Annotated in this window: 18 protein-coding genes; 17 read left to right on the top strand and 1 reads right to left on the bottom strand. The window is 55.4% G+C overall.

What is annotated here, in order from left to right; translation table 11 throughout:
* Window positions 1–192 precede the first annotated feature (192 nt).
* The 16 genes from mnmG to glmS all read left to right on the top strand — a co-directional run bounded on the left by mnmG (window position 193) and on the right by glmS (window position 16042).
* On the top strand, window positions 193–2085 hold the full coding sequence (gene mnmG, locus EQV96_RS16560) for a tRNA uridine-5-carboxymethylaminomethyl(34) synthesis enzyme MnmG (RefSeq protein WP_016782869.1): 1893 nt from the start codon (window positions 193–195) through the stop codon (window positions 2083–2085).
* On the top strand, window positions 2082–2726 hold the full coding sequence (gene rsmG / locus EQV96_RS16565) for a 16S rRNA (guanine(527)-N(7))-methyltransferase RsmG (RefSeq protein ID WP_094999576.1): 645 nt from the start codon (window positions 2082–2084) through the stop codon (window positions 2724–2726). Before mnmG ends, rsmG begins: the two co-directional genes overlap by 4 nt.
* Window positions 2727–2744: 18 nt before the next feature.
* Window positions 2745–3536 (top strand): ParA family protein, encoded by a 792-nt coding sequence (locus EQV96_RS16570; RefSeq protein ID WP_094999575.1) that lies wholly within the window; start codon window positions 2745–2747, stop codon window positions 3534–3536.
* A 9-nt stretch (window positions 3537–3545) separates the two neighbouring features.
* Window positions 3546–4418: a ParB/RepB/Spo0J family partition protein gene (locus EQV96_RS16575; RefSeq protein ID WP_094999574.1), complete on the top strand. Its 873-nt coding sequence runs from the start codon at window positions 3546–3548 to the stop codon at window positions 4416–4418.
* A 148-nt stretch (window positions 4419–4566) separates the two neighbouring features.
* The gene (locus EQV96_RS16580) at window positions 4567–4974 is read left to right on the top strand and encodes a F0F1 ATP synthase subunit I (protein ID WP_003437994.1); all 408 of its coding nucleotides are present in this window, start codon (window positions 4567–4569) and stop codon (window positions 4972–4974) included.
* Between the two features lie 16 nt (window positions 4975–4990).
* Window positions 4991–5860: a F0F1 ATP synthase subunit A gene (gene atpB / locus EQV96_RS16585; protein ID WP_086799500.1), complete on the top strand. Its 870-nt coding sequence runs from the start codon at window positions 4991–4993 to the stop codon at window positions 5858–5860.
* Between the two features lie 122 nt (window positions 5861–5982).
* Entirely contained in the window at window positions 5983–6240 is a 258-nt protein-coding gene (gene atpE, locus EQV96_RS16590; RefSeq protein WP_002555987.1) for a F0F1 ATP synthase subunit C, read from the top strand.
* A 57-nt stretch (window positions 6241–6297) separates the two neighbouring features.
* Window positions 6298–6768: a F0F1 ATP synthase subunit B gene (locus EQV96_RS16595; protein WP_094999573.1), complete on the top strand. Its 471-nt coding sequence runs from the start codon at window positions 6298–6300 to the stop codon at window positions 6766–6768.
* A 12-nt stretch (window positions 6769–6780) separates the two neighbouring features.
* The gene (locus tag EQV96_RS16600; protein WP_016782875.1) at window positions 6781–7317 is read left to right on the top strand and encodes a F0F1 ATP synthase subunit delta; all 537 of its coding nucleotides are present in this window, start codon (window positions 6781–6783) and stop codon (window positions 7315–7317) included.
* 21 nt (window positions 7318–7338) lie between these two features.
* Complete coding sequence (gene atpA / locus EQV96_RS16605; RefSeq protein ID WP_086799496.1) at window positions 7339–8883, top strand: F0F1 ATP synthase subunit alpha; 1545 nt, start codon at window positions 7339–7341, stop codon at window positions 8881–8883.
* A 50-nt stretch (window positions 8884–8933) separates the two neighbouring features.
* Window positions 8934–9794 carry a F0F1 ATP synthase subunit gamma gene (gene atpG, locus EQV96_RS16610; protein WP_003438003.1) on the top strand — a complete coding sequence of 287 codons (861 nt, stop codon included), beginning with the start codon at window positions 8934–8936 and terminating at the stop codon, window positions 9792–9794.
* A gap of 27 nt (window positions 9795–9821) precedes the next feature.
* Window positions 9822–11201 (top strand): F0F1 ATP synthase subunit beta, encoded by a 1380-nt coding sequence (gene atpD, locus EQV96_RS16615; RefSeq protein ID WP_016782877.1) that lies wholly within the window; start codon window positions 9822–9824, stop codon window positions 11199–11201.
* 56 nt (window positions 11202–11257) lie between these two features.
* Complete coding sequence (locus tag EQV96_RS16620; protein ID WP_029611653.1) at window positions 11258–11677, top strand: F0F1 ATP synthase subunit epsilon; 420 nt, start codon at window positions 11258–11260, stop codon at window positions 11675–11677.
* A gap of 115 nt (window positions 11678–11792) precedes the next feature.
* On the top strand, window positions 11793–13160 hold the full coding sequence (gene glmU / locus EQV96_RS16625; protein WP_240882197.1) for a bifunctional UDP-N-acetylglucosamine diphosphorylase/glucosamine-1-phosphate N-acetyltransferase GlmU: 1368 nt from the start codon (window positions 11793–11795) through the stop codon (window positions 13158–13160).
* Window positions 13161–13429: 269 nt separating this feature from the next.
* On the top strand, window positions 13430–14197 hold the full coding sequence (locus tag EQV96_RS16630) for a DeoR family transcriptional regulator (RefSeq protein ID WP_088378585.1): 768 nt from the start codon (window positions 13430–13432) through the stop codon (window positions 14195–14197).
* A gap of 9 nt (window positions 14198–14206) precedes the next feature.
* Window positions 14207–16042 carry a glutamine--fructose-6-phosphate transaminase (isomerizing) gene (gene glmS, locus EQV96_RS16635; protein ID WP_094999571.1) on the top strand — a complete coding sequence of 612 codons (1836 nt, stop codon included), beginning with the start codon at window positions 14207–14209 and terminating at the stop codon, window positions 16040–16042.
* Between the two features lie 138 nt (window positions 16043–16180).
* On the opposite strand, the gene EQV96_RS16640 is transcribed toward glmS, so the two are convergent.
* Window positions 16181–17143: a bifunctional GNAT family N-acetyltransferase/nucleoside diphosphate kinase regulator gene (locus EQV96_RS16640; RefSeq protein WP_094999570.1), complete on the bottom strand. Its 963-nt coding sequence runs from the start codon at window positions 17141–17143 to the stop codon at window positions 16181–16183.
* 186 nt (window positions 17144–17329) lie between these two features.
* Here EQV96_RS16640 and EQV96_RS16645 point away from each other — a divergent pair, with 186 nt between their 5' ends.
* Complete coding sequence (locus tag EQV96_RS16645; RefSeq protein ID WP_095020598.1) at window positions 17330–18244, top strand: LysR substrate-binding domain-containing protein; 915 nt, start codon at window positions 17330–17332, stop codon at window positions 18242–18244.
* The last annotated feature ends 30 nt before the right edge of the window (window positions 18245–18274 follow it).

Below are 18274 nucleotides of genomic sequence, written 5' to 3' on the forward strand. Positions count from 1 at the left end.
ATCCACAGAAAGGTGCCTCAGTAGAAATAAACATAAAAACAAAGCTTTATAAATTTCTTCTCTATTTATTTATCTATCTTGCCCTTATCCACAGCTGGTTAAATTTTGTGCAAAGGGTTCTTTAAGAAGGGCGAAGTCCCTATACTTCGCGGTCTATCCAAAAAACCCCTAGTAACAGGCACGAGGTGCGTGGTGAATTTCCCTTCCCGTTTTGCAGTGATCGTCATCGGCGGCGGTCACGCCGGAACCGAGGCTGCACTTGCTTCAGCACGTATGGGTGTGAAAACCCTGCTGTTGACCCACAACGTGGAAACCCTCGGGCAAATGAGCTGCAATCCTGCAATTGGCGGGATTGGTAAAAGCCATCTGGTTAAAGAAATCGATGCCCTTGGCGGCGCGATGGCGATAGCCACCGATAAAGGCGGTATTCAGTTCCGCGTACTCAACGGACGCAAAGGCCCGGCAGTACGGGCCACCCGTGCACAGGCCGACCGCATCCTGTACAAGGCCGCCGTACGCGAAATCCTGGAAAACCAGCCCAACCTGTGGATATTTCAACAGGCCGCTGATGACCTGATCGTTGAACAGGATCAAGTCCGTGGCGTAGTGACCCAGATGGGCCTGCGTTTTATGGCTGATGCCGTGGTTCTGACCACAGGCACTTTCCTCGGTGGACTTATCCACATCGGCATGCAGAATTACTCGGGCGGTCGGGCCGGTGATCCACCTTCGATTGCCCTGGCACACCGTCTGCGTGAACTGCCCCTGCGAGTCGGTCGCCTGAAAACCGGGACGCCACCGCGTATCGATGGCCGTTCTGTGGATTTCTCGGTGATGACCGAGCAACCGGGTGATACACCGATTCCTGTCATGTCGTTCATGGGCAACAAGGAACAGCACCCGGCCCAGGTCAGCTGCTGGATTACCCATACCAACGCCCGCACTCACGAAATCATTGCCTCCAACCTTGATCGTTCGCCGATGTATTCAGGCGTGATCGAAGGTATTGGCCCGCGTTACTGCCCGTCGATCGAAGACAAGATCCATCGCTTTGCCGACAAGGAAAGCCATCAGGTCTTTATCGAGCCGGAAGGTTTGACCACGCACGAGCTGTACCCGAACGGGATTTCCACCTCCTTGCCGTTCGACGTGCAAATCCAGATCGTGCAATCGATTCGCGGTATGGAAAACGCCCATATCGTGCGCCCGGGCTATGCCATCGAGTACGATTACTTCGATCCACGCGACCTGAAGTACAGCCTCGAAACCAAGGTGATTGGCGGCTTGTTCTTTGCCGGGCAAATCAACGGCACCACCGGTTACGAAGAAGCCGGCGCCCAGGGTTTGCTGGCTGGCGCCAACGCGGCATTGCTCGCACAGGGCAAGGAAAGCTGGTGCCCGCGCCGGGATGAGGCGTACATCGGCGTATTGGTCGACGACCTGATTACCCTGGGTACTCAAGAACCGTACCGGATGTTCACTTCCCGCGCCGAATACCGCCTGATCCTGCGCGAAGACAACGCCGACATGCGCTTGACTGAAAAAGGCCGCGAACTGGGCCTGGTCGACGACGCTCGTTGGGCGGCTTTCTGCACCAAGCGCGAAAGCATCGCGCAGGAAGAACAACGCCTCAAAAGTACCTGGGTTCGTCCGGGTACCGAGCAGGGTGATGCCATTGCTGCCAAGTTCGGCACACCGCTGACCCATGAATACAATTTGCTCAACCTGCTGACCCGCCCCGAAATTGATTACGCCGGCCTGGTTGAAGTGACCGGGCAGGGGGCAGAAGACCCGCTGGTTGCCGAGCAGGTTGAGATCAAAACCAAGTACGCCGGTTATATCGATCGTCAACAAGACGAAATTGCCCGTCTGCGTGCCAGTGAAAATACCAAGCTGCCTGTGGATATCGATTACACGACCATCTCCGGTCTGTCGAAAGAGATTCAGAGCAAGTTGGGCGCAACACGTCCCGAGACCCTGGGCCAGGCTTCGCGTATCCCGGGTGTGACCCCTGCGGCAATTTCCCTGTTGATGATTCACCTGAAAAAGCGCGGCGCTGGCCGCACGTTGGAGCAAAACGCTTGAGTTCGCTGGTAACCGCACAACACGCCGAAGAGTTATCCACAGGTGCACGCCAGCTGGGCGTCGCACTGACCGAGCATCAGCATCAGCAATTGCTGGGTTATCTGGCCCTGTTGATCAAATGGAACAAGGCCTACAACCTCACGGCTGTGCGTAACCCGGACGAGATGGTGTCGCGTCATTTGCTCGACAGTCTGAGCGTGATGCCCTTCATCGAAAATGGCCGTTGGCTGGATGTGGGCAGTGGCGGCGGCATGCCGGGTATTCCCCTGGCGATCCTGTTTCCCGAGTCGCAAGTGACCTGCCTGGACAGCAACGGCAAGAAAACCCGTTTCCTGACCCAGGTAAAACTCGAGCTGAAGCTGGATAACCTGCAAGTTATCCACAGTCGCGTCGAAGAATTCCAGCCTGAGCAGCCTTTCAACGGAATTGTTTCCAGGGCTTTCAGCAGCATGGAGAACTTCAGCAACTGGACGCGCCACCTTGGCAACAGCGAAACCCGCTGGTTGGCAATGAAGGGCGTTCATCCGGCCGATGAGCTGGTAGCATTGCCGTCTGATTTTCGTCTCGATGGCGAACACGCCTTGACCGTTCCGGGTTGCCAAGGCCAACGCCATCTGCTGATACTGCGCCGCACGGCATGATTGGGAACGCAAGCAAGAATGGCTAAGGTATTCGCAATAGCGAACCAAAAAGGTGGTGTGGGTAAAACCACCACCTGTATCAACCTCGCAGCATCGCTGGTCGCGACCAAGCGCCGCGTGCTGCTCATTGACCTTGATCCACAGGGCAACGCCACCATGGGTAGCGGTGTGGATAAACACGGTCTTGAGAATTCGGTCTACGACCTGTTGATCGGTGAATGCGACCTGGCCCAGGCCATGCACATCTCCGAGCACGGTGGTTACCAGTTGCTTCCCGCCAACCGCGATTTGACCGCGGCTGAAGTCGTGCTGCTCGAAATGCAGATGAAGGAAAGCCGTCTGCGTACAGCGCTGGCCCCGGTTCGCGAAAGCTACGATTACATCCTGATCGATTGCCCGCCGTCGTTGTCGATGCTGACCTTGAATGCCCTGGTGGCGGCCGATGGGGTGATTATCCCCATGCAGTGCGAGTACTTTGCACTCGAAGGCCTGAGCGACCTTGTGGATAACATCAAGCGCATCGCCGAGCTGCTCAATCCGAACCTGAAGATCGAAGGCCTGCTGCGCACCATGTACGACCCGCGCCTGAGCCTGATGAACGATGTTTCGGCGCAGCTCAAGGAACACTTCGGCGAGCAGCTCTACGACACCGTGATTCCGCGCAACATCCGCCTGGCCGAAGCGCCAAGCTATGGCATGCCAGCGCTGGCGTATGACAAAAATTCCCGTGGCGCGATTGCTTACCTTGCCCTGGCGGGCGAGCTGGTTCGTCGTCAACGTCGTTCTACCCGCACGCCTCAGCCAACTTAAGGAATTTCCATGGCCGTCAAGAAACGAGGTCTCGGACGCGGACTGGATGCACTCCTGAGTGGTCCTACGGTCAGCTCGCTGGAAGAGCAAGCGGTCAAGGTTGATCAAAGCGAACTGCAGCACCTGCCCCTGGACCTGATCCAGCGCGGCAAGTACCAGCCTCGTCGCGACATGGATCCGCAGGCGCTTGAAGAACTGGCCAGCTCGATCCGCACCCAGGGCGTGATGCAACCGATCGTGGTGCGCCCGATCGAAGGTAACCGCTTTGAGATCATCGCCGGTGAACGTCGCTGGCGCGCCAGCCAACAGGCCGGCAAGGACACGATCCCGGCGATGGTCAAAGACGTGCCGGACGAAACCGCCATTGCGATGGCGTTGATCGAGAACATTCAGCGTGAAGACCTCAATCCGATCGAGGAAGCTGTCGCCTTGCAGCGTTTGCAGCAAGAGTTCCAGCTGACTCAACAGCAAGTCGCCGACGCTGTGGGTAAGTCCCGGGTGTCTGTGGCTAACTTGTTGCGATTGATTTCGTTGCCGGAAGTGATCAAAACCATGCTGTCCCACGGTGACCTGGAAATGGGTCATGCGCGGGCATTGCTCGGTTTGCCTGATGCTCAGCAGGTTGAAGGGGCGCGACACGTTGTCGCACGAGGCCTGACGGTACGTCAGACTGAAGCCCTGGTTCGCCAGTGGTTGAGTGGCAAACAGGAACCCGCGGAACCGGTTAAAACCGATCCGGACATTGCCAGACTCGAACAGCGTCTGGCTGAGCGGCTGGGCTCTGCGGTGCAGATCCGCCACGGAAAGAAGGGAAAAGGCCAGTTAGTGATTGGTTACAATTCCCTGGATGAGCTGCAAGGAGTGCTTGCTCACATCCGCTGAAACAATTCCTCATGTAGCGCGCAGTCGGAAATCACTACCTGACAGTTGAATAGGGGCTTCGTCGCCCCTATACTCTGCGCGCATTTTGTCGGCACAAATTATGCCAAGTTTTCTGTTTTTGGTAGCCGACCTTTGAGGAGCAGTTGTGATGGAAACCCGCACGCCAAACCGCTTGCCGTTCCATCGCTTGGCGGTTTTTCCGGTTTTGCTGGCTCAATTTGTCGTTTTATTGCTGGCTGCTCTGGGGCTCTGGCAATGGCATGGAGTCGTCGCCGGATATTCAGGACTCTGCGGAGGCCTGATAGCTTTGCTACCCAATGTGTATTTTGCTCACAGGGCTTTTCGGTTTTCCGGCGCCCGAGCAGCGCAAGCCATCGTCCGGTCGTTTTACGCCGGTGAGGCAGGCAAGTTAATTTTGACGGCAGTGCTGTTCGCGCTGACGTTTGCAGGTGTGAAGCCATTGGCGCCGTTAGCAGTATTCGGTGTCTTCGTGCTGACCCAACTGGTCAGTTGGTTCGCTCCCCTGCTAATGAGAACAACACTTTCGAGACCTTAGGGCGTTTGAGGCAACCATGGCAGAAACAACCGCTTCGGGCTATATCCAGCACCACTTACAGAACCTGACCTTTGGGCAGCTACCTGATGGCGGCTGGGGCTTTGCCCACACCGTTGCAGAAGCTAAAGCAATGGGCTTTTGGGCGTTCCACGTCGATACCCTCGGCTGGTCGCTGTTTGTTGGTCTGATTTTCATCCTCGTATTCCGCATGGCGGCCAAGAAGGCAACTTCCGGTCAGCCAGGCGCACTGCAGAACTTCGTTGAAGTACTGGTGGAATTCGTTGATGGCAGCGTAAAAGACAGTTTCCACGGTCGCAGTGCAGTAATCGCACCGCTGGCGCTGACCATTTTCGTGTGGGTGTTCCTGATGAACGCCATCGACTTGATCCCGGTTGACTGGATTCCTCAGTTGGCCATCTTGATCACTGGCGATGAACACTTCCCGTTCCGTGCCGTACCGACGACTGATCCAAACGCGACCATGGGCATGGCCCTGTCGGTGTTTGCACTGATCATCTTCTACAGCATCAAGATCAAGGGCATCGGTGGCTTTATCGGTGAACTGACCCTGCACCCATTCGGCAGCAAGAACATTTTTGTTCAGGCGCTGCTGATTCCGGTGAACTTCCTGCTCGAATTCGTGACGTTGATTGCCAAGCCTATTTCGTTGGCTCTGCGTCTGTTCGGCAACATGTACGCTGGCGAGCTGGTGTTTATCCTGATCGCCGTGATGTTCGGCAGCGGCCTGCTTTGGCTTAGCGGTCTGGGCGTGGTGCTGCAATGGGCGTGGGCTGTATTCCACATCCTGATCATCACCTTGCAAGCGTTCATCTTCATGATGTTGACCATCGTCTACCTGTCGATGGCACACGAAGATAATCACTAAGATCCGCTTCGGCGAATCTGGTGCTCCTCTCACCTTCGGGTGAGAGGGCGTCGCAAAATGATTTTGTTTTACCGCTTTAATCTAAAAACCTAAACCATACGACGTAAAAGTCGGGAGGAAAGATGGAAACTGTAGTTGGTCTAACCGCTATCGCTGTTGCACTGTTGATCGGCCTGGGCGCACTGGGTACCGCAATTGGTTTCGGCCTGTTGGGTGGCAAGTTCCTGGAAGGCGCAGCGCGTCAACCAGAAATGGTTCCAATGCTGCAAGTTAAAATGTTCATCGTTGCCGGTCTGCTCGACGCCGTAACCATGATCGGTGTTGGTATCGCACTGTTCTTCACCTTCGCTAATCCTTTCGTTGGTCAACTCGCTGGCTAATCACTCGAATTTTCGAGTTGATTAGAGTGATGGACAACGAACGAGCGAGGTGTTGGCGTGAACATTAATGCAACCCTGATTGGCCAGTCCGTTGCGTTCTTCATTTTTGTACTGTTTTGCATGAAGTTCGTGTGGCCTCCGGTCATCGCGGCATTGCAAGAACGTCAGAAGAAGATTGCGGCTGGACTGGACGCTGCTAACCGAGCAGCTCGCGACCTGGAGTTGGCCCAAGATAAAGCGGGTCAACAACTGCGCGAAGCTAAGGCTCAAGCAGCTGAAATCATTGAGCAAGCCAAGAAACGCGGTACTCAGATCGTAGACGAAGCCCGTGAACAGGCTCGCGTTGAAGCTGACCGTGTGAAGGCTCAGGCTCAGGCCGAGATCGAACAGGAACTGAACAGCGTCAAAGACGCCCTGCGTGCCCAACTGGGTACCCTGGCTGTTGAAGGCGCAGAGAAGATCCTGGGTGCCACAATCGATCAAAACGCGCACGCGGAGCTGGTTACTAAACTGGCTGCTGAAATTTAAGCGAGGGCGATCATGGCAGAATTGACCACGTTGGCCCGACCTTACGCTAAGGCAGCCTTCGAGCACGCCCAGGCCCACCAGCAACTGGCCTCTTGGTCAGCCATGCTCGGCCTGGCTGCAGCAGTGTCGCAAGACGACACTATGCAGCGCGTGCTCAAGGCCCCGCGACTGACGAGCGCAGAAAAGGCCGCCACGTTTATTGACGTGTGCGGCGACAAGTTCACTGTAGAAGCACAGAACTTCATCAACGTCGTTGCCGAAAACGACCGTCTCCCGCTGTTGCCGGAGATCGCCGCTCTGTTTGACCTGTACAAGGCCGAACAAGAGAAGTCGGTAGACGTTGAAGTCACCAGTGCTTTTGCATTGAACCAAGAACAGCAAGACAAACTCGCCAAGGTTCTCAGTGCACGACTCGACCGGGAAGTGCGCCTGCAAGTTGCGGAGGATGCCAGCCTTATAGGTGGTGTCATCATCCGCGCCGGCGACCTGGTTATCGATGGCTCGGTTCGCGGGAAACTCGCAAGCCTTGCCGAAGCATTGAAATCTTGAGTTTGAAGGGGCAGCAGAGCAATGCAGCAACTCAATCCTTCCGAAATAAGTGAAATTATCAAGGGCCGCATCGAAAAACTCGATGTGACCTCCCAAGCCCGTAACGAAGGCACTGTCGTCAGCGTATCTGACGGTATTGTGCGGATTCACGGTCTGGCCGACGTAATGTACGGCGAGATGATCGAGTTTCCGGGCAGCGTCTTCGGTATGGCTCTCAACCTCGAGCAAGACTCTGTAGGTGCCGTAGTACTGGGCGCATACACGACTCTGGCTGAAGGCATGAGCGCCAAGTGCACTGGCCGTATCCTGGAAGTTCCGGTTGGTAAGGAACTGCTGGGTCGCGTTGTCGACGCACTGGGTAACCCAGTTGATGGCAAAGGTCCACTGGGCAACACCGAGACTGATGCAGTCGAGAAAGTTGCTCCAGGCGTGATCTGGCGTAAGTCGGTAGACCAGCCTGTACAGACTGGCTACAAGGCTGTCGATGCCATGATCCCTGTCGGCCGTGGCCAGCGTGAGCTGATCATCGGTGACCGTCAGATCGGTAAAACCGCTCTGGCGATCGACGCGATCATCAACCAGAAGAACAGCGGCATTTTCTGTGTATACGTAGCGATCGGTCAGAAGCAATCGACCATCGCCAACGTGGTTCGCAAGCTGGAAGAAAACGGCGCGCTGGCTAACACCATCGTCGTTGCTGCCAGTGCTTCCGAATCCGCAGCGCTGCAGTTCCTGGCACCGTACTCCGGTTGCACCATGGGCGAATACTTCCGCGACCGCGGTGAAGACGCGCTGATCGTTTATGACGATCTGTCCAAGCAAGCAGTGGCTTACCGCCAGATTTCCCTGCTGCTGCGCCGTCCACCAGGCCGTGAAGCTTACCCAGGCGACGTGTTCTATCTCCACTCCCGTCTTCTGGAGCGCGCATCCCGCGTATCCGAAGAATACGTAGAGAAGTTCACCAACGGCGCAGTGACCGGCAAAACCGGTTCCCTGACCGCACTGCCGATCATCGAAACCCAGGCTGGCGACGTTTCCGCGTTCGTTCCGACCAACGTGATTTCCATCACCGACGGTCAGATCTTCCTGGAATCGGCCATGTTCAACTCCGGGATCCGTCCTGCAGTGAACGCCGGTGTTTCGGTATCCCGTGTGGGTGGTGCCGCTCAGACCAAGATCATCAAGAAGCTGTCCGGTGGTATCCGTACCGCTCTGGCTCAGTACCGTGAACTGGCAGCATTTGCCCAGTTCGCTTCTGACCTGGACGAAGCGACCCGTAAGCAACTTGAGCATGGTCAGCGCGTTACCGAGCTGATGAAGCAGAAGCAATACGCACCAATGTCGATCGCTGACATGGCGCTGTCGCTGTATGCCGCTGAGCGTGGGTTCCTGACTGACGTCGAAATCACCAAGGTCGGTAGCTTTGAACAAGCGCTGATTGCTTACTTCAACCGCGATCACGCCGAGCTTATGGCGAAGATCAACGTTAAAGGTGACTTCAATGACGAAATCGACGCTGGCATCAAAGCCGGTATCGAGAAGTTCAAGGCCACCCAAACCTGGTAAGCCGCAGCGGGAGCCGCAAGGCTCCCGCTTGCTAACCTGATAGGTGTTACATGGCAGGCGCAAAAGAGATTCGCAGTAAGATTGCGAGCATCAAAAGCACGCAAAAGATTACCAGCGCCATGGAAAAAGTGGCGGTCAGCAAAATGCGCAAGGCACAAATGCGCATGGCTGCTAGCCGTCCTTATGCGGAGCGTATCCGCCAGGTTATTGGGCATTTGGCCAACGCCAACCCGGAATACCGCCACCCGTTCATGATCGACCGCGAAGTTAAGCGTGTGGGTTATGTGGTTGTGAGCAGTGACCGTGGTTTGTGCGGTGGTTTGAATACCAACCTGTTCAAGGCTTTGGTCAAGGACATGGCGGTAAACCGTGAAAACGGCGTCGAGATTGATCTGTGCGTGGTCGGCAGCAAAGGTGCGGCATTTTTCCGTAACTTCGGCGGTAACGTCGTCGCTGCTATCAGCCATCTGGGTGAAGAACCGTCGATCAATGATTTGATCGGCAGCGTTAAGGTGATGCTGGATGCTTACCTGGAAGGCCGTATTGACCGCCTGTCCGTGGTATCCAACAAGTTCATCAACACCATGACGCAACAGCCTACTGTGGAGCAATTGATTCCACTGGTGGCGACCCCGGATCAAGAACTCAAGCACCACTGGGACTATCTCTACGAACCGGATGCCAAAGAGCTGCTAGACGGCTTGATGGTGCGTTACGTGGAGTCGCAGGTGTACCAGGCGGTGGTCGAGAACAGTGCAGCTGAACAAGCTGCGCGGATGATCGCAATGAAGAACGCCACTGATAACGCCGGTGACTTGATCAGCGATTTGCAGCTGATCTACAACAAGGCGCGTCAGGCTGCGATCACCCAAGAGATCTCGGAAATCGTCGGCGGCGCTGCCGCGGTTTAACGGTTCAAATATTCAGAGGATCCAGCTATGAGTAGCGGACGTATCGTTCAAATCATCGGCGCCGTGATCGACGTGGAATTTCCACGCGAAAACGTACCGAGCATCTACAACGCGCTGAAAGTACAAAGCGCGGCCGGAACCACTCTGGAAGTTCAGCAACAGCTGGGCGACGGCGTGGTTCGTACCATTGCGATGGGTTCCACCGAGGGCTTGAAGCGCGGTCTGGAAGTCACCGACTCTGGCGCAGCCATCTCCGTTCCAGTAGGTAAAGCTACCCTGGGCCGGATCATGGACGTTCTGGGCAACCCGATCGACGAAGCTGGCCCGATTGACACCGAAGAGCGTTGGGGCATTCACCGCCCAGCACCGTCCTTCGCTGAGCAAGCTGGCGGCAACGACCTGCTGGAAACTGGTATCAAGGTTATCGACCTGATCTGCCCGTTTGCAAAAGGCGGTAAGGTTGGTCTGTTCGGTGGTGCCGGTGTAGGCAAAACCGTAAACATGATGGAACTGATCCGTAACATCGCCATGGAACACAGCGGTTACTCTGTGTTTGCTGGTGTGGGCGAGCGTACCCGTGAGGGTAACGACTTCTACCACGAGATGAAGGATTCCAGCGTACTGGACAAAGTGGCACTGGTTTACGGTCAGATGAACGAGCCGCCGGGTAACCGTCTGCGCGTAGCACTGACCGGCCTGACCATGGCCGAGAAGTTCCGTGACGAAGGTAACGACGTACTGTTGTTCGTTGACAACATCTACCGTTACACCTTGGCCGGTACTGAAGTATCCGCACTGCTGGGCCGTATGCCTTCGGCAGTAGGTTACCAGCCGACTCTGGCTGAAGAGATGGGTACTCTGCAAGAGCGCATCACTTCGACCAAAAACGGTTCGATCACTTCGATCCAAGCGGTATACGTACCTGCGGATGACTTGACTGACCCGTCGCCTGCGACCACGTTTGCCCACTTGGACGCTACCGTCGTTCTGTCCCGTGACATCGCTTCCCTGGGTATCTACCCAGCAGTAGATCCACTGGATTCGACTTCGCGCCAGCTGGACCCGAACGTAATTGGCCAGGAACACTACGACACCGCTCGCGGCGTTCAGTACGTGTTGCAGCGTTACAAAGAACTGAAGGACATCATTGCGATCCTGGGTATGGACGAGCTGTCGGAAACCGACAAGCAGTTGGTATCCCGCGCTCGTAAGATCCAGCGTTTCTTGTCTCAGCCGTTCTTCGTGGCTGAAGTCTTCACTGGCGCTTCGGGTAAATACGTTTCCCTGAAAGACACCATTGCTGGCTTCAAAGGCATCCTCAACGGTGACTACGACCACCTGCCAGAACAAGCGTTCTACATGGTCGGCGGCATCGAAGAAGCGATCGAGAAAGCCAAGAAACTGTAATTCCAGCGCCCGGCAACGGGCGCTAATCAGGTTGAGGCAATCAGATGGCTAATATGATGACAGTCCATTGCGATATCGTCAGTGCGGAAGGAGAAATCTTTTCCGGTCAGGTCGAGATGGTGATTGCGCACGGCAGCCTGGGTGATCTTGGTATCGCTCTGGGTCACGCTCCGCTGATCACTGAACTCAAGCCAGGTCCGATCCGCCTGATCAAGCTGGGCGGGGAATCGGAGGTGTTTTACATCTCCGGTGGTTACCTCGAGGTTCAGCCGAACATGGTCAAGGTTCTTGCCGACACCGTGCAACGTGCTGCCGACCTGGATGAAGCCTCCGCTCAGGAAGCCGTAAAGGCTGCCGAGAAGGCACTGAACGAAAAAGGCGCAGATTTCGATTACGGGTCTGCTGCTGCACGTCTGGCCGAAGCCGCAGCTCAGCTGCGCACCGTCCAGCAAATCCGCAAGAAGTTTGGCGGCTAAGCCTCCTGTCTTATTGTGTGATTGATTAAAAAGGGTAGCCTCGGCTACCCTTTTTCTTTTTCCGCGAAATACTTTTTGGTCGCAACCGCTGACCACCCAGGATTGGTAGCCAGTCATGTCTCTCGATATCGTTATTCTCGCCGCAGGTCAGGGCACCCGCATGCGTTCTGCCCTTCCCAAGGTTCTGCACCCCGTGGCAGGCAACTCCATGCTTGGCCATGTTATCCACAGCGCTCGTCAGCTTGAACCGACCCGCATCCACGTCGTCATTGGTCACGGAGCCGAACTGGTGCGTGAACGTCTGGCTGCTGATGACCTGAACTTTGTGCTGCAAGACAAGCAACTGGGTACCGGCCATGCCGTGGCTCAGGCGCTACCATTTCTGACCGCAGAAAACGTGTTGATCCTGTACGGCGATGTACCGCTGATCGAGGTTGAGACCCTGCAACGTCTGCTCAAGCAAGTTGGCCCCGAGCAACTGGGCCTGCTGACCGTCAACCTGGCCGACCCGACTGGTTATGGTCGTATCGTGCGTGATGCGGATGGCAAGGTGTGTGCGATTGTTGAGCACAAGGACGCAACCGAAGCCGAACGTACAATTACCGAAGGCAACACCGGGATCCTCGCCTTGCCGACCCGTCGCCTGGCTGACTGGATGAGCCGTCTGTCGAACAACAACGCACAGGGCGAATACTATCTGACCGACGTTATCTCCATGGCGGTTAGCGATGGTTTGGTCGTGGCCACCGAGCATGCCCTTGACCCGATGGAAGTGCAGGGCGCCAACGATCGTAAACAACTCAGTGAGCTGGAACGTCATTACCAGTTGCGCGAAGCCCGTCGCCTGATGGCCTTGGGTGTGACCTTGCGTGACCCGGCGCGTTTCGATGTGCGCGGTGAAGTCACCGTGGGTCGTGATGTGCTGATCGATATCAACGTGATTCTTGAAGGTCGCGTGGTTATTGAGGACGACGTGGTCATCGGCCCGAATTGCGTAATCAAGGACAGCACCTTGCGCAAAGGTGTTGTGGTCAAGGCCAATAGCCATCTCGACGGTGCCGTGATGGGCGAGAACAGTGATGCCGGTCCGTTCGCTCGTCTGCGCCCGGGCAGTGTGCTGGATGCCCGTGCCCATGTGGGTAACTTTGTCGAATTGAAAAACGCCCACTTGGGTGAAGACGCCAAATGCGGTCACCTGACTTATCTGGGCGATGCCGAGGTCGGCCCGCGCACCAATATCGGTGCTGGCACCATCACCTGCAACTACGATGGCGCCAACAAGTGGAAGACCGTGTTGGGCGCTGATGTATTTATTGGTTCGAACAACTCGTTGGTTGCACCTGTGGATATCTCCAACGGTGCTACCACTGCTGCAGGCTCGACCATCAATCAGGATGTTGCCGCGGAGCAACTGGCCGTTGGTCGTGCGCGCCAGCGCAACATTGATGGCTGGAAGCGTCCGGTTAAACAGCCAAAGCCTTGATTTAAAGTTATCCACAGATAGGCGATGATGATTTAAGGTTATTAACAAGTCATCCTATAACTGTTTTAAATCAATAAGTTACCTGAAGCCTTATTCACGCCCTGTGGATAAGGCTTTGTTTTTTGCGGGCTTAAATAAGCGTTTTGGCCAATGAACACAGGCCCATATCGACTTATTCATAGAAAATAGCCCACAACATTTTCTTGACGAAGGTTTCGAGATACGGTTTCATTGCTTTCGTTATCTTTCGAAACGAAACTTAAGCCGTTATGTCCAAACGTAATACGCCACAACGCAGACACAACATCCTGGCCATGCTTGCCGAGCAGGGCGAAGTCAGTGTGGATGAACTGGCCAAGCGCTTCGAAACCTCTGAGGTTACGATTCGCAAGGATCTGGCTGCACTCGAAAGTAACGGGCTTTTATTGCGTCGTTATGGCGGCGCGATCACCATGCCGCAAGAACTGGTCAGTGATGTCCCTCAGCCAGTTTCTCTTTATAAGCAAGCCATTGCCCGTGCAGCGGTTGGTCTGATTAAAGAGCATGCGCGCATCATCATCGACAGCGGCAGCACCACGGCCTCGATGATTCCACAACTGGGCCTGCAACCTGGCCTGGTAGTGATGACCAACTCCCTGCACGTCGCCAATGCACTCAGTGAACTGGAACATGAGCCTGTATTGCTGATGACCGGGGGCACCTGGGATCCGCACTCCGAGTCCTTTCAGGGACAGGTTGCCGAACAGGTGTTGCGCTCATACGACTTCGATCAACTGTTCATCGGTGCTGACGGCATAGACCTGCAGCGCGGCACGACAACTTTTAACGAGTTGTTGGGTCTGAGCCGGGTCATGGCTGACGTCGCGCGTGAAGTGATCGTGATGGTCGAGTCGGACAAGATTGGTCGAAAAATACCCAACCTGGAACTGCCCTGGAGCAGCGTCCATACCCTTATTACCGATGATCGCCTGCCCCTTGAGGCACGCGAACAGATTCAGGCCCGGGGCATAACATTGTTATGCGCGGCCCTAAGCTAGGAGAACTTTATGTGTGGCATCGTTGGCGCAGTCGCTGAACGTAATATCACGGCCATTCTGCTGGAAGGCCTGAAACGTCTTGAATACCGTGGTTACGACAGCGCAGGTGTGGCTGTTTTCACCAACAACGGCACCCTGGAACGCATGCGCCGCAACGGCAAAGTGGCCGAGCTGGAACAAGCTCTGGCCGGTGAGCCATTGGCCGGTCGTCTGGGCATTGCCCATACCCGTTGGGCCACCCACGGTGCGCCGTGCGAGCGTAACGCTCACCCGCATTTCTCCGGTTCCGATCTGGCTGTAGTACATAACGGCATCATCGAAAACCATGAAGCCCTGCGTGAGCAGCTCAAAGGCTTGGGCTATGTGTTTACCTCGGACACTGACACCGAAGTCATTGCCCACCTGCTAAACCACAAACTCAAAGATCACAGCGACCTGACCGAGGCCCTCAAGGCCACCGTTAAAGAGTTGCACGGTGCCTACGGCCTGGCTGTGATCAGCGCCAAGCAACCGGATCGTCTGGTTGCAGCCCGCAGCGGCAGCCCGCTGGTGATTGGCCTGGGCCTGGGTGAAAACTTCCTGGCCTCCGACCAATTGGCACTGCGTCAGGTCACTGACCGTTTCATGTACCTGGAAGAAGGCGATATCGCTGAAATCCGTCGTGACAGCGTGCAGATCTGGGACGTAAACGGTCAGAGCGTTCAACGCGAAGCCGTGCAATACAGCGATGGCGCCGAAGCGGCCGACAAGGGCGAGTATCGCCACTACATGCTCAAGGAAATCCACGAGCAACCAGCTGTAGTTCAACGCACCCTGGAAAACCGCCTGGGTGCTGACCATGTACTGGTTCAAGCTTTCGGTCCACAAGCGAAGGAATTGTTCGCCAAGGTTCGCAATGTTCAGATCGTCGCCTGTGGTACCAGCTACCACGCCGGCATGGTTGCCCGTTACTGGCTCGAAAGCCTGGCAGGCATTCCGTGCCAGGTTGAAGTGGCCAGCGAGTTCCGCTACCGCAAAGTTGTGGTGCAACCGGACACCCTGTTTGTTTCGATCTCGCAATCGGGCGAAACCGCTGACACCCTGGCAGCACTGCGCAATGCAAAAGAATTGGGCTTCCTCGGTAGCCTGGCGATTTGCAACGTAGGTATCAGCTCGCTGGTTCGTGAGTCTGATCTGACGCTGCTAACCCAAGCAGGTCGCGAAATCGGTGTGGCTTCCACCAAGGCATTTACCACCCAGCTGGTAGGCCTGTTGCTGCTGACCCTGTCTCTGGGCCAGGTGCGCGGCACCCTGGAAGAGGGCGTTGAAGCACAGCTGGTAGAAGAACTGCGTCGTTTGCCAGCGCGTCTGGGCGAAGCCCTGGCGATGGATTCGGTGGTTGAAAAAGTGGCTGAATTGTTTGCCGATAAACATCACACCCTGTTCCTGGGCCGTGGCGCTCAGTTCCCGGTGGCAATGGAAGGTGCACTCAAGCTCAAAGAAATTTCGTACATCCACGCTGAAGCGTACCCGGCGGGCGAGTTGAAGCACGGCCCTCTGGCACTTGTGGATAACGATATGCCGGTAGTGACCGTTGCTCCGAACAATGAGCTGTTGGAGAAACTTAAATCCAACCTGCAAGAAGTGCGTGCCCGCGGTGGCGAGCTGATTGTGTTTGCTGATGAACAAGCCGGTATGAGCAACGGCGAAGGCACCCATGTGATCAACATGCCGCATATCCACGATGTGCTGGCGCCGATCCTCTACACCATCCCGCTGCAATTGCTGTCGTACTACGTGGCCGTGCTTAAAGGCACTGACGTGGACCAGCCGCGTAACCTGGCTAAATCCGTGACTGTGGAATAAATCACAGCTGCGGCACTACTCAGTGGTGGTTTTAGAGAATTAAAACTGTCGCGAATGAAGGGAGCCACTTACGGGCTCCCTTCTTCGACAGATCCCCTTCTTCCAGGTTGCTTGACCAACACTGAGGGAAACACTCAATTACAGGTGGAAATGGCCCGCAGCCTCTGGCTGGTAAAGCACTTTCCTGATCTCAATTCGGCGGGTCCGATCAGAAATTCGCCAGTCAATGGCGTCCCCCTCCTGATAGCCCAAAATTGCGGCGCCAATGTCGGAATACACGGAATGCTTCCCTGCGTTGCTGTCCGCGTCTTCCGGGTAGACCAGGGCCACTTCGATCTCTTCGTCGTCCAGTTGCACTAAAGCCCTGGAGTTCATCGTGACGACATTGCCCGCCACCTGCTGCGGCTTGACGACAATGGCTCGTTCAAGCTCATGTTCGAGCTCAACAACCGTCGGACCTTGCTCCAGAGCGATGAGACTCTCTAGCCTGGCCTTGTCGATTTCAGTGATGTAGATCCTGGTGGAGTCGCCAACGGTACCTTCGCGCAAGAGCTGGAGATAGCGCCCCGCTGCCATGGAAAATGACTTCAATGTGGGCGTTTCGCTTTCAAGCACAAAGCCGCTGCGCAGAAAGGCTTTTACCGAGCGCGTGTTGTCCGGGTGGATCTTGGCGATGAGCTTCTTGGCCCGCATGTCGAGGAAGGCCAGTTTCATGCCTTCGCGGATCGTGCGGGCGCCAAGGTTTCGGCCCCATTTGTCGCTGTCTCCGATGACCAGGACTATCTCGCAATTTGAGCCGGTCTTGATCAGACGGACAAAGCCTACCGGGGCGTCATGCCGGTCATAAGCCATGAAGAATCGGCCGCCCTGGTTGAACAGATGGGTCAGGATTGGCAATTGGGTTCTATCAATGGCTTGCTCGATGGAGCGGGAGACATGACGTGAATCGCTCAGATAACAGGTGACGCGCTCATCTTCCAACCAATCCATCAACGTCAACGCATGCGCCCGAGTAACTTCCGGGCACAGCGAAATGAAAGGCTTGTTCATCTTCACCACACTTATTTTCAAGGGATGAAAGCCCTTCATGGCTACGGCCATGACGGTTCTTTCGGCAACCGGCTATTTTAAGACATAACGCAAGTAATGCCGAATGGTCGGGAGAGTTCGGGGATATCTTCGTTTACCCTTTGGTCCGACCCAGAGCCTCGCCGCAAGCAGCGCCAGCAAATGTACGTGGATGTCTTGTGGCTTCTGGGTTGTGGATAACTTCAGCAAGGAGCTGGCATGCTTTACACCAATGCGCTGAAACAATTGGATATGCAGGATATTTCGATTGTCTTGCTGTTGATCGAAAATCGCAGCGCCAAGCGTGTGGCAGAAATGTTGAATCTCAGCCAATCAAGCATCAGTTACAGCCTGAAAAAACTCCGCCACTGTTTCGACGACAAACTCTTCGAGAACACCGACGGCGCCATGCAACCCACGGCACGGGTGCTGGCGATCAAGCCCTATCTGCAAAACATCCTGCAGTGCATCAATCAGTGCGCCAAGGAAGGAGCAGGGCAGGGCACCGCGCTGCGTCAGTGGAATATCACTGCCCCGGAATATTTTGAAATTCTCATGTTGCCTGCAGTGTTGCAGCAGGTGCGTTCAACCGGGCGCAACTGGGCGTTGAGTGTGAGCCGCCTGGGCCAGGATTTGCCCATCAGTGAGTTATTGGCTTCTGACACCGACGTTTGCTTTGGCTTCGGCCCGGGCTATCACCAACGGCATCCGTTGCTGGGCTATCGCAGCCTTACTGAAGATTCTTTTGTGTGCCTGTCCAGCGTGGCAAAACATCAGGCTAAATCTTTTTTGGATATTGATGAATTTTGTGACACGCCGCACATATTTCCAACGCCGTGGCTGTCGGAAAAAAACATGGTGGATGGCTGGCTGGAAAAACAGTCGCGGCGTAGAAGTATTTTTACCCGGGCCAACTCCTATCACGCCGGGGTCAATGTTTTATTGGCGGTGCCGGCACTGATCGTGATCCCGAAAAAAATAGTGGCGACGTTGAATGTGCCGCCAAACATTAAAGTTCTCCAACCGCCGCCCGGTTTTCCGACTTTCACTCTGGACATGATCTGGAGCCGTGAACGAACCATCCACAGCGACTTTCATGAGCTGGAAGGGTTGATCGAAAAAATAAAAAAATAAATTTCAGGTGCGCAAAATCGCCTGCGGGTG

The organism is Pseudomonas sp. TMW22080, assembly GCF_022496745.1.
Classification (GTDB): domain Bacteria; phylum Pseudomonadota; class Gammaproteobacteria; order Pseudomonadales; family Pseudomonadaceae; genus Aquipseudomonas; species Aquipseudomonas bubulae.

Bases quoted from the DNA above. Each gene is read 5' to 3' on its own strand.
- EQV96_RS16645 (WP_095020598.1), top strand. From the start codon at position 17,330: ATGCTTTACACCAATGCGCTGAAACAATTGGATATGCAGGATATTTCG.
- atpG (WP_003438003.1), top strand. From the start codon at position 8,934: ATGGCAGGCGCAAAAGAGATTCGCAGTAAGATTGCGAGCATCAAAAGC.
- EQV96_RS16620 (WP_029611653.1), top strand. From the start codon at position 11,258: ATGACAGTCCATTGCGATATCGTCAGTGCGGAAGGAGAAATCTTTTCC.
- EQV96_RS16600 (WP_016782875.1), top strand. From the start codon at position 6,781: ATGGCAGAATTGACCACGTTGGCCCGACCTTACGCTAAGGCAGCCTTC.
- EQV96_RS16570 (WP_094999575.1), top strand. From the start codon at position 2,745: ATGGCTAAGGTATTCGCAATAGCGAACCAAAAAGGTGGTGTGGGTAAA.
- atpB (WP_086799500.1), top strand. From the start codon at position 4,991: ATGGCAGAAACAACCGCTTCGGGCTATATCCAGCACCACTTACAGAAC.
- glmS (WP_094999571.1), top strand. From the start codon at position 14,207: ATGTGTGGCATCGTTGGCGCAGTCGCTGAACGTAATATCACGGCCATT.
- atpD (WP_016782877.1), top strand. From the start codon at position 9,822: ATGAGTAGCGGACGTATCGTTCAAATCATCGGCGCCGTGATCGACGTG.
- atpA (WP_086799496.1), top strand. From the start codon at position 7,339: ATGCAGCAACTCAATCCTTCCGAAATAAGTGAAATTATCAAGGGCCGC.
- glmU (WP_240882197.1), top strand. From the start codon at position 11,793: ATGTCTCTCGATATCGTTATTCTCGCCGCAGGTCAGGGCACCCGCATG.
- EQV96_RS16640 (WP_094999570.1), bottom strand. From the start codon at position 17,143: ATGGCCGTAGCCATGAAGGGCTTTCATCCCTTGAAAATAAGTGTGGTG.
- EQV96_RS16575 (WP_094999574.1), top strand. From the start codon at position 3,546: ATGGCCGTCAAGAAACGAGGTCTCGGACGCGGACTGGATGCACTCCTG.
- EQV96_RS16630 (WP_088378585.1), top strand. From the start codon at position 13,430: ATGTCCAAACGTAATACGCCACAACGCAGACACAACATCCTGGCCATG.
- atpE (WP_002555987.1), top strand. From the start codon at position 5,983: ATGGAAACTGTAGTTGGTCTAACCGCTATCGCTGTTGCACTGTTGATC.
- EQV96_RS16580 (WP_003437994.1), top strand. From the start codon at position 4,567: ATGGAAACCCGCACGCCAAACCGCTTGCCGTTCCATCGCTTGGCGGTT.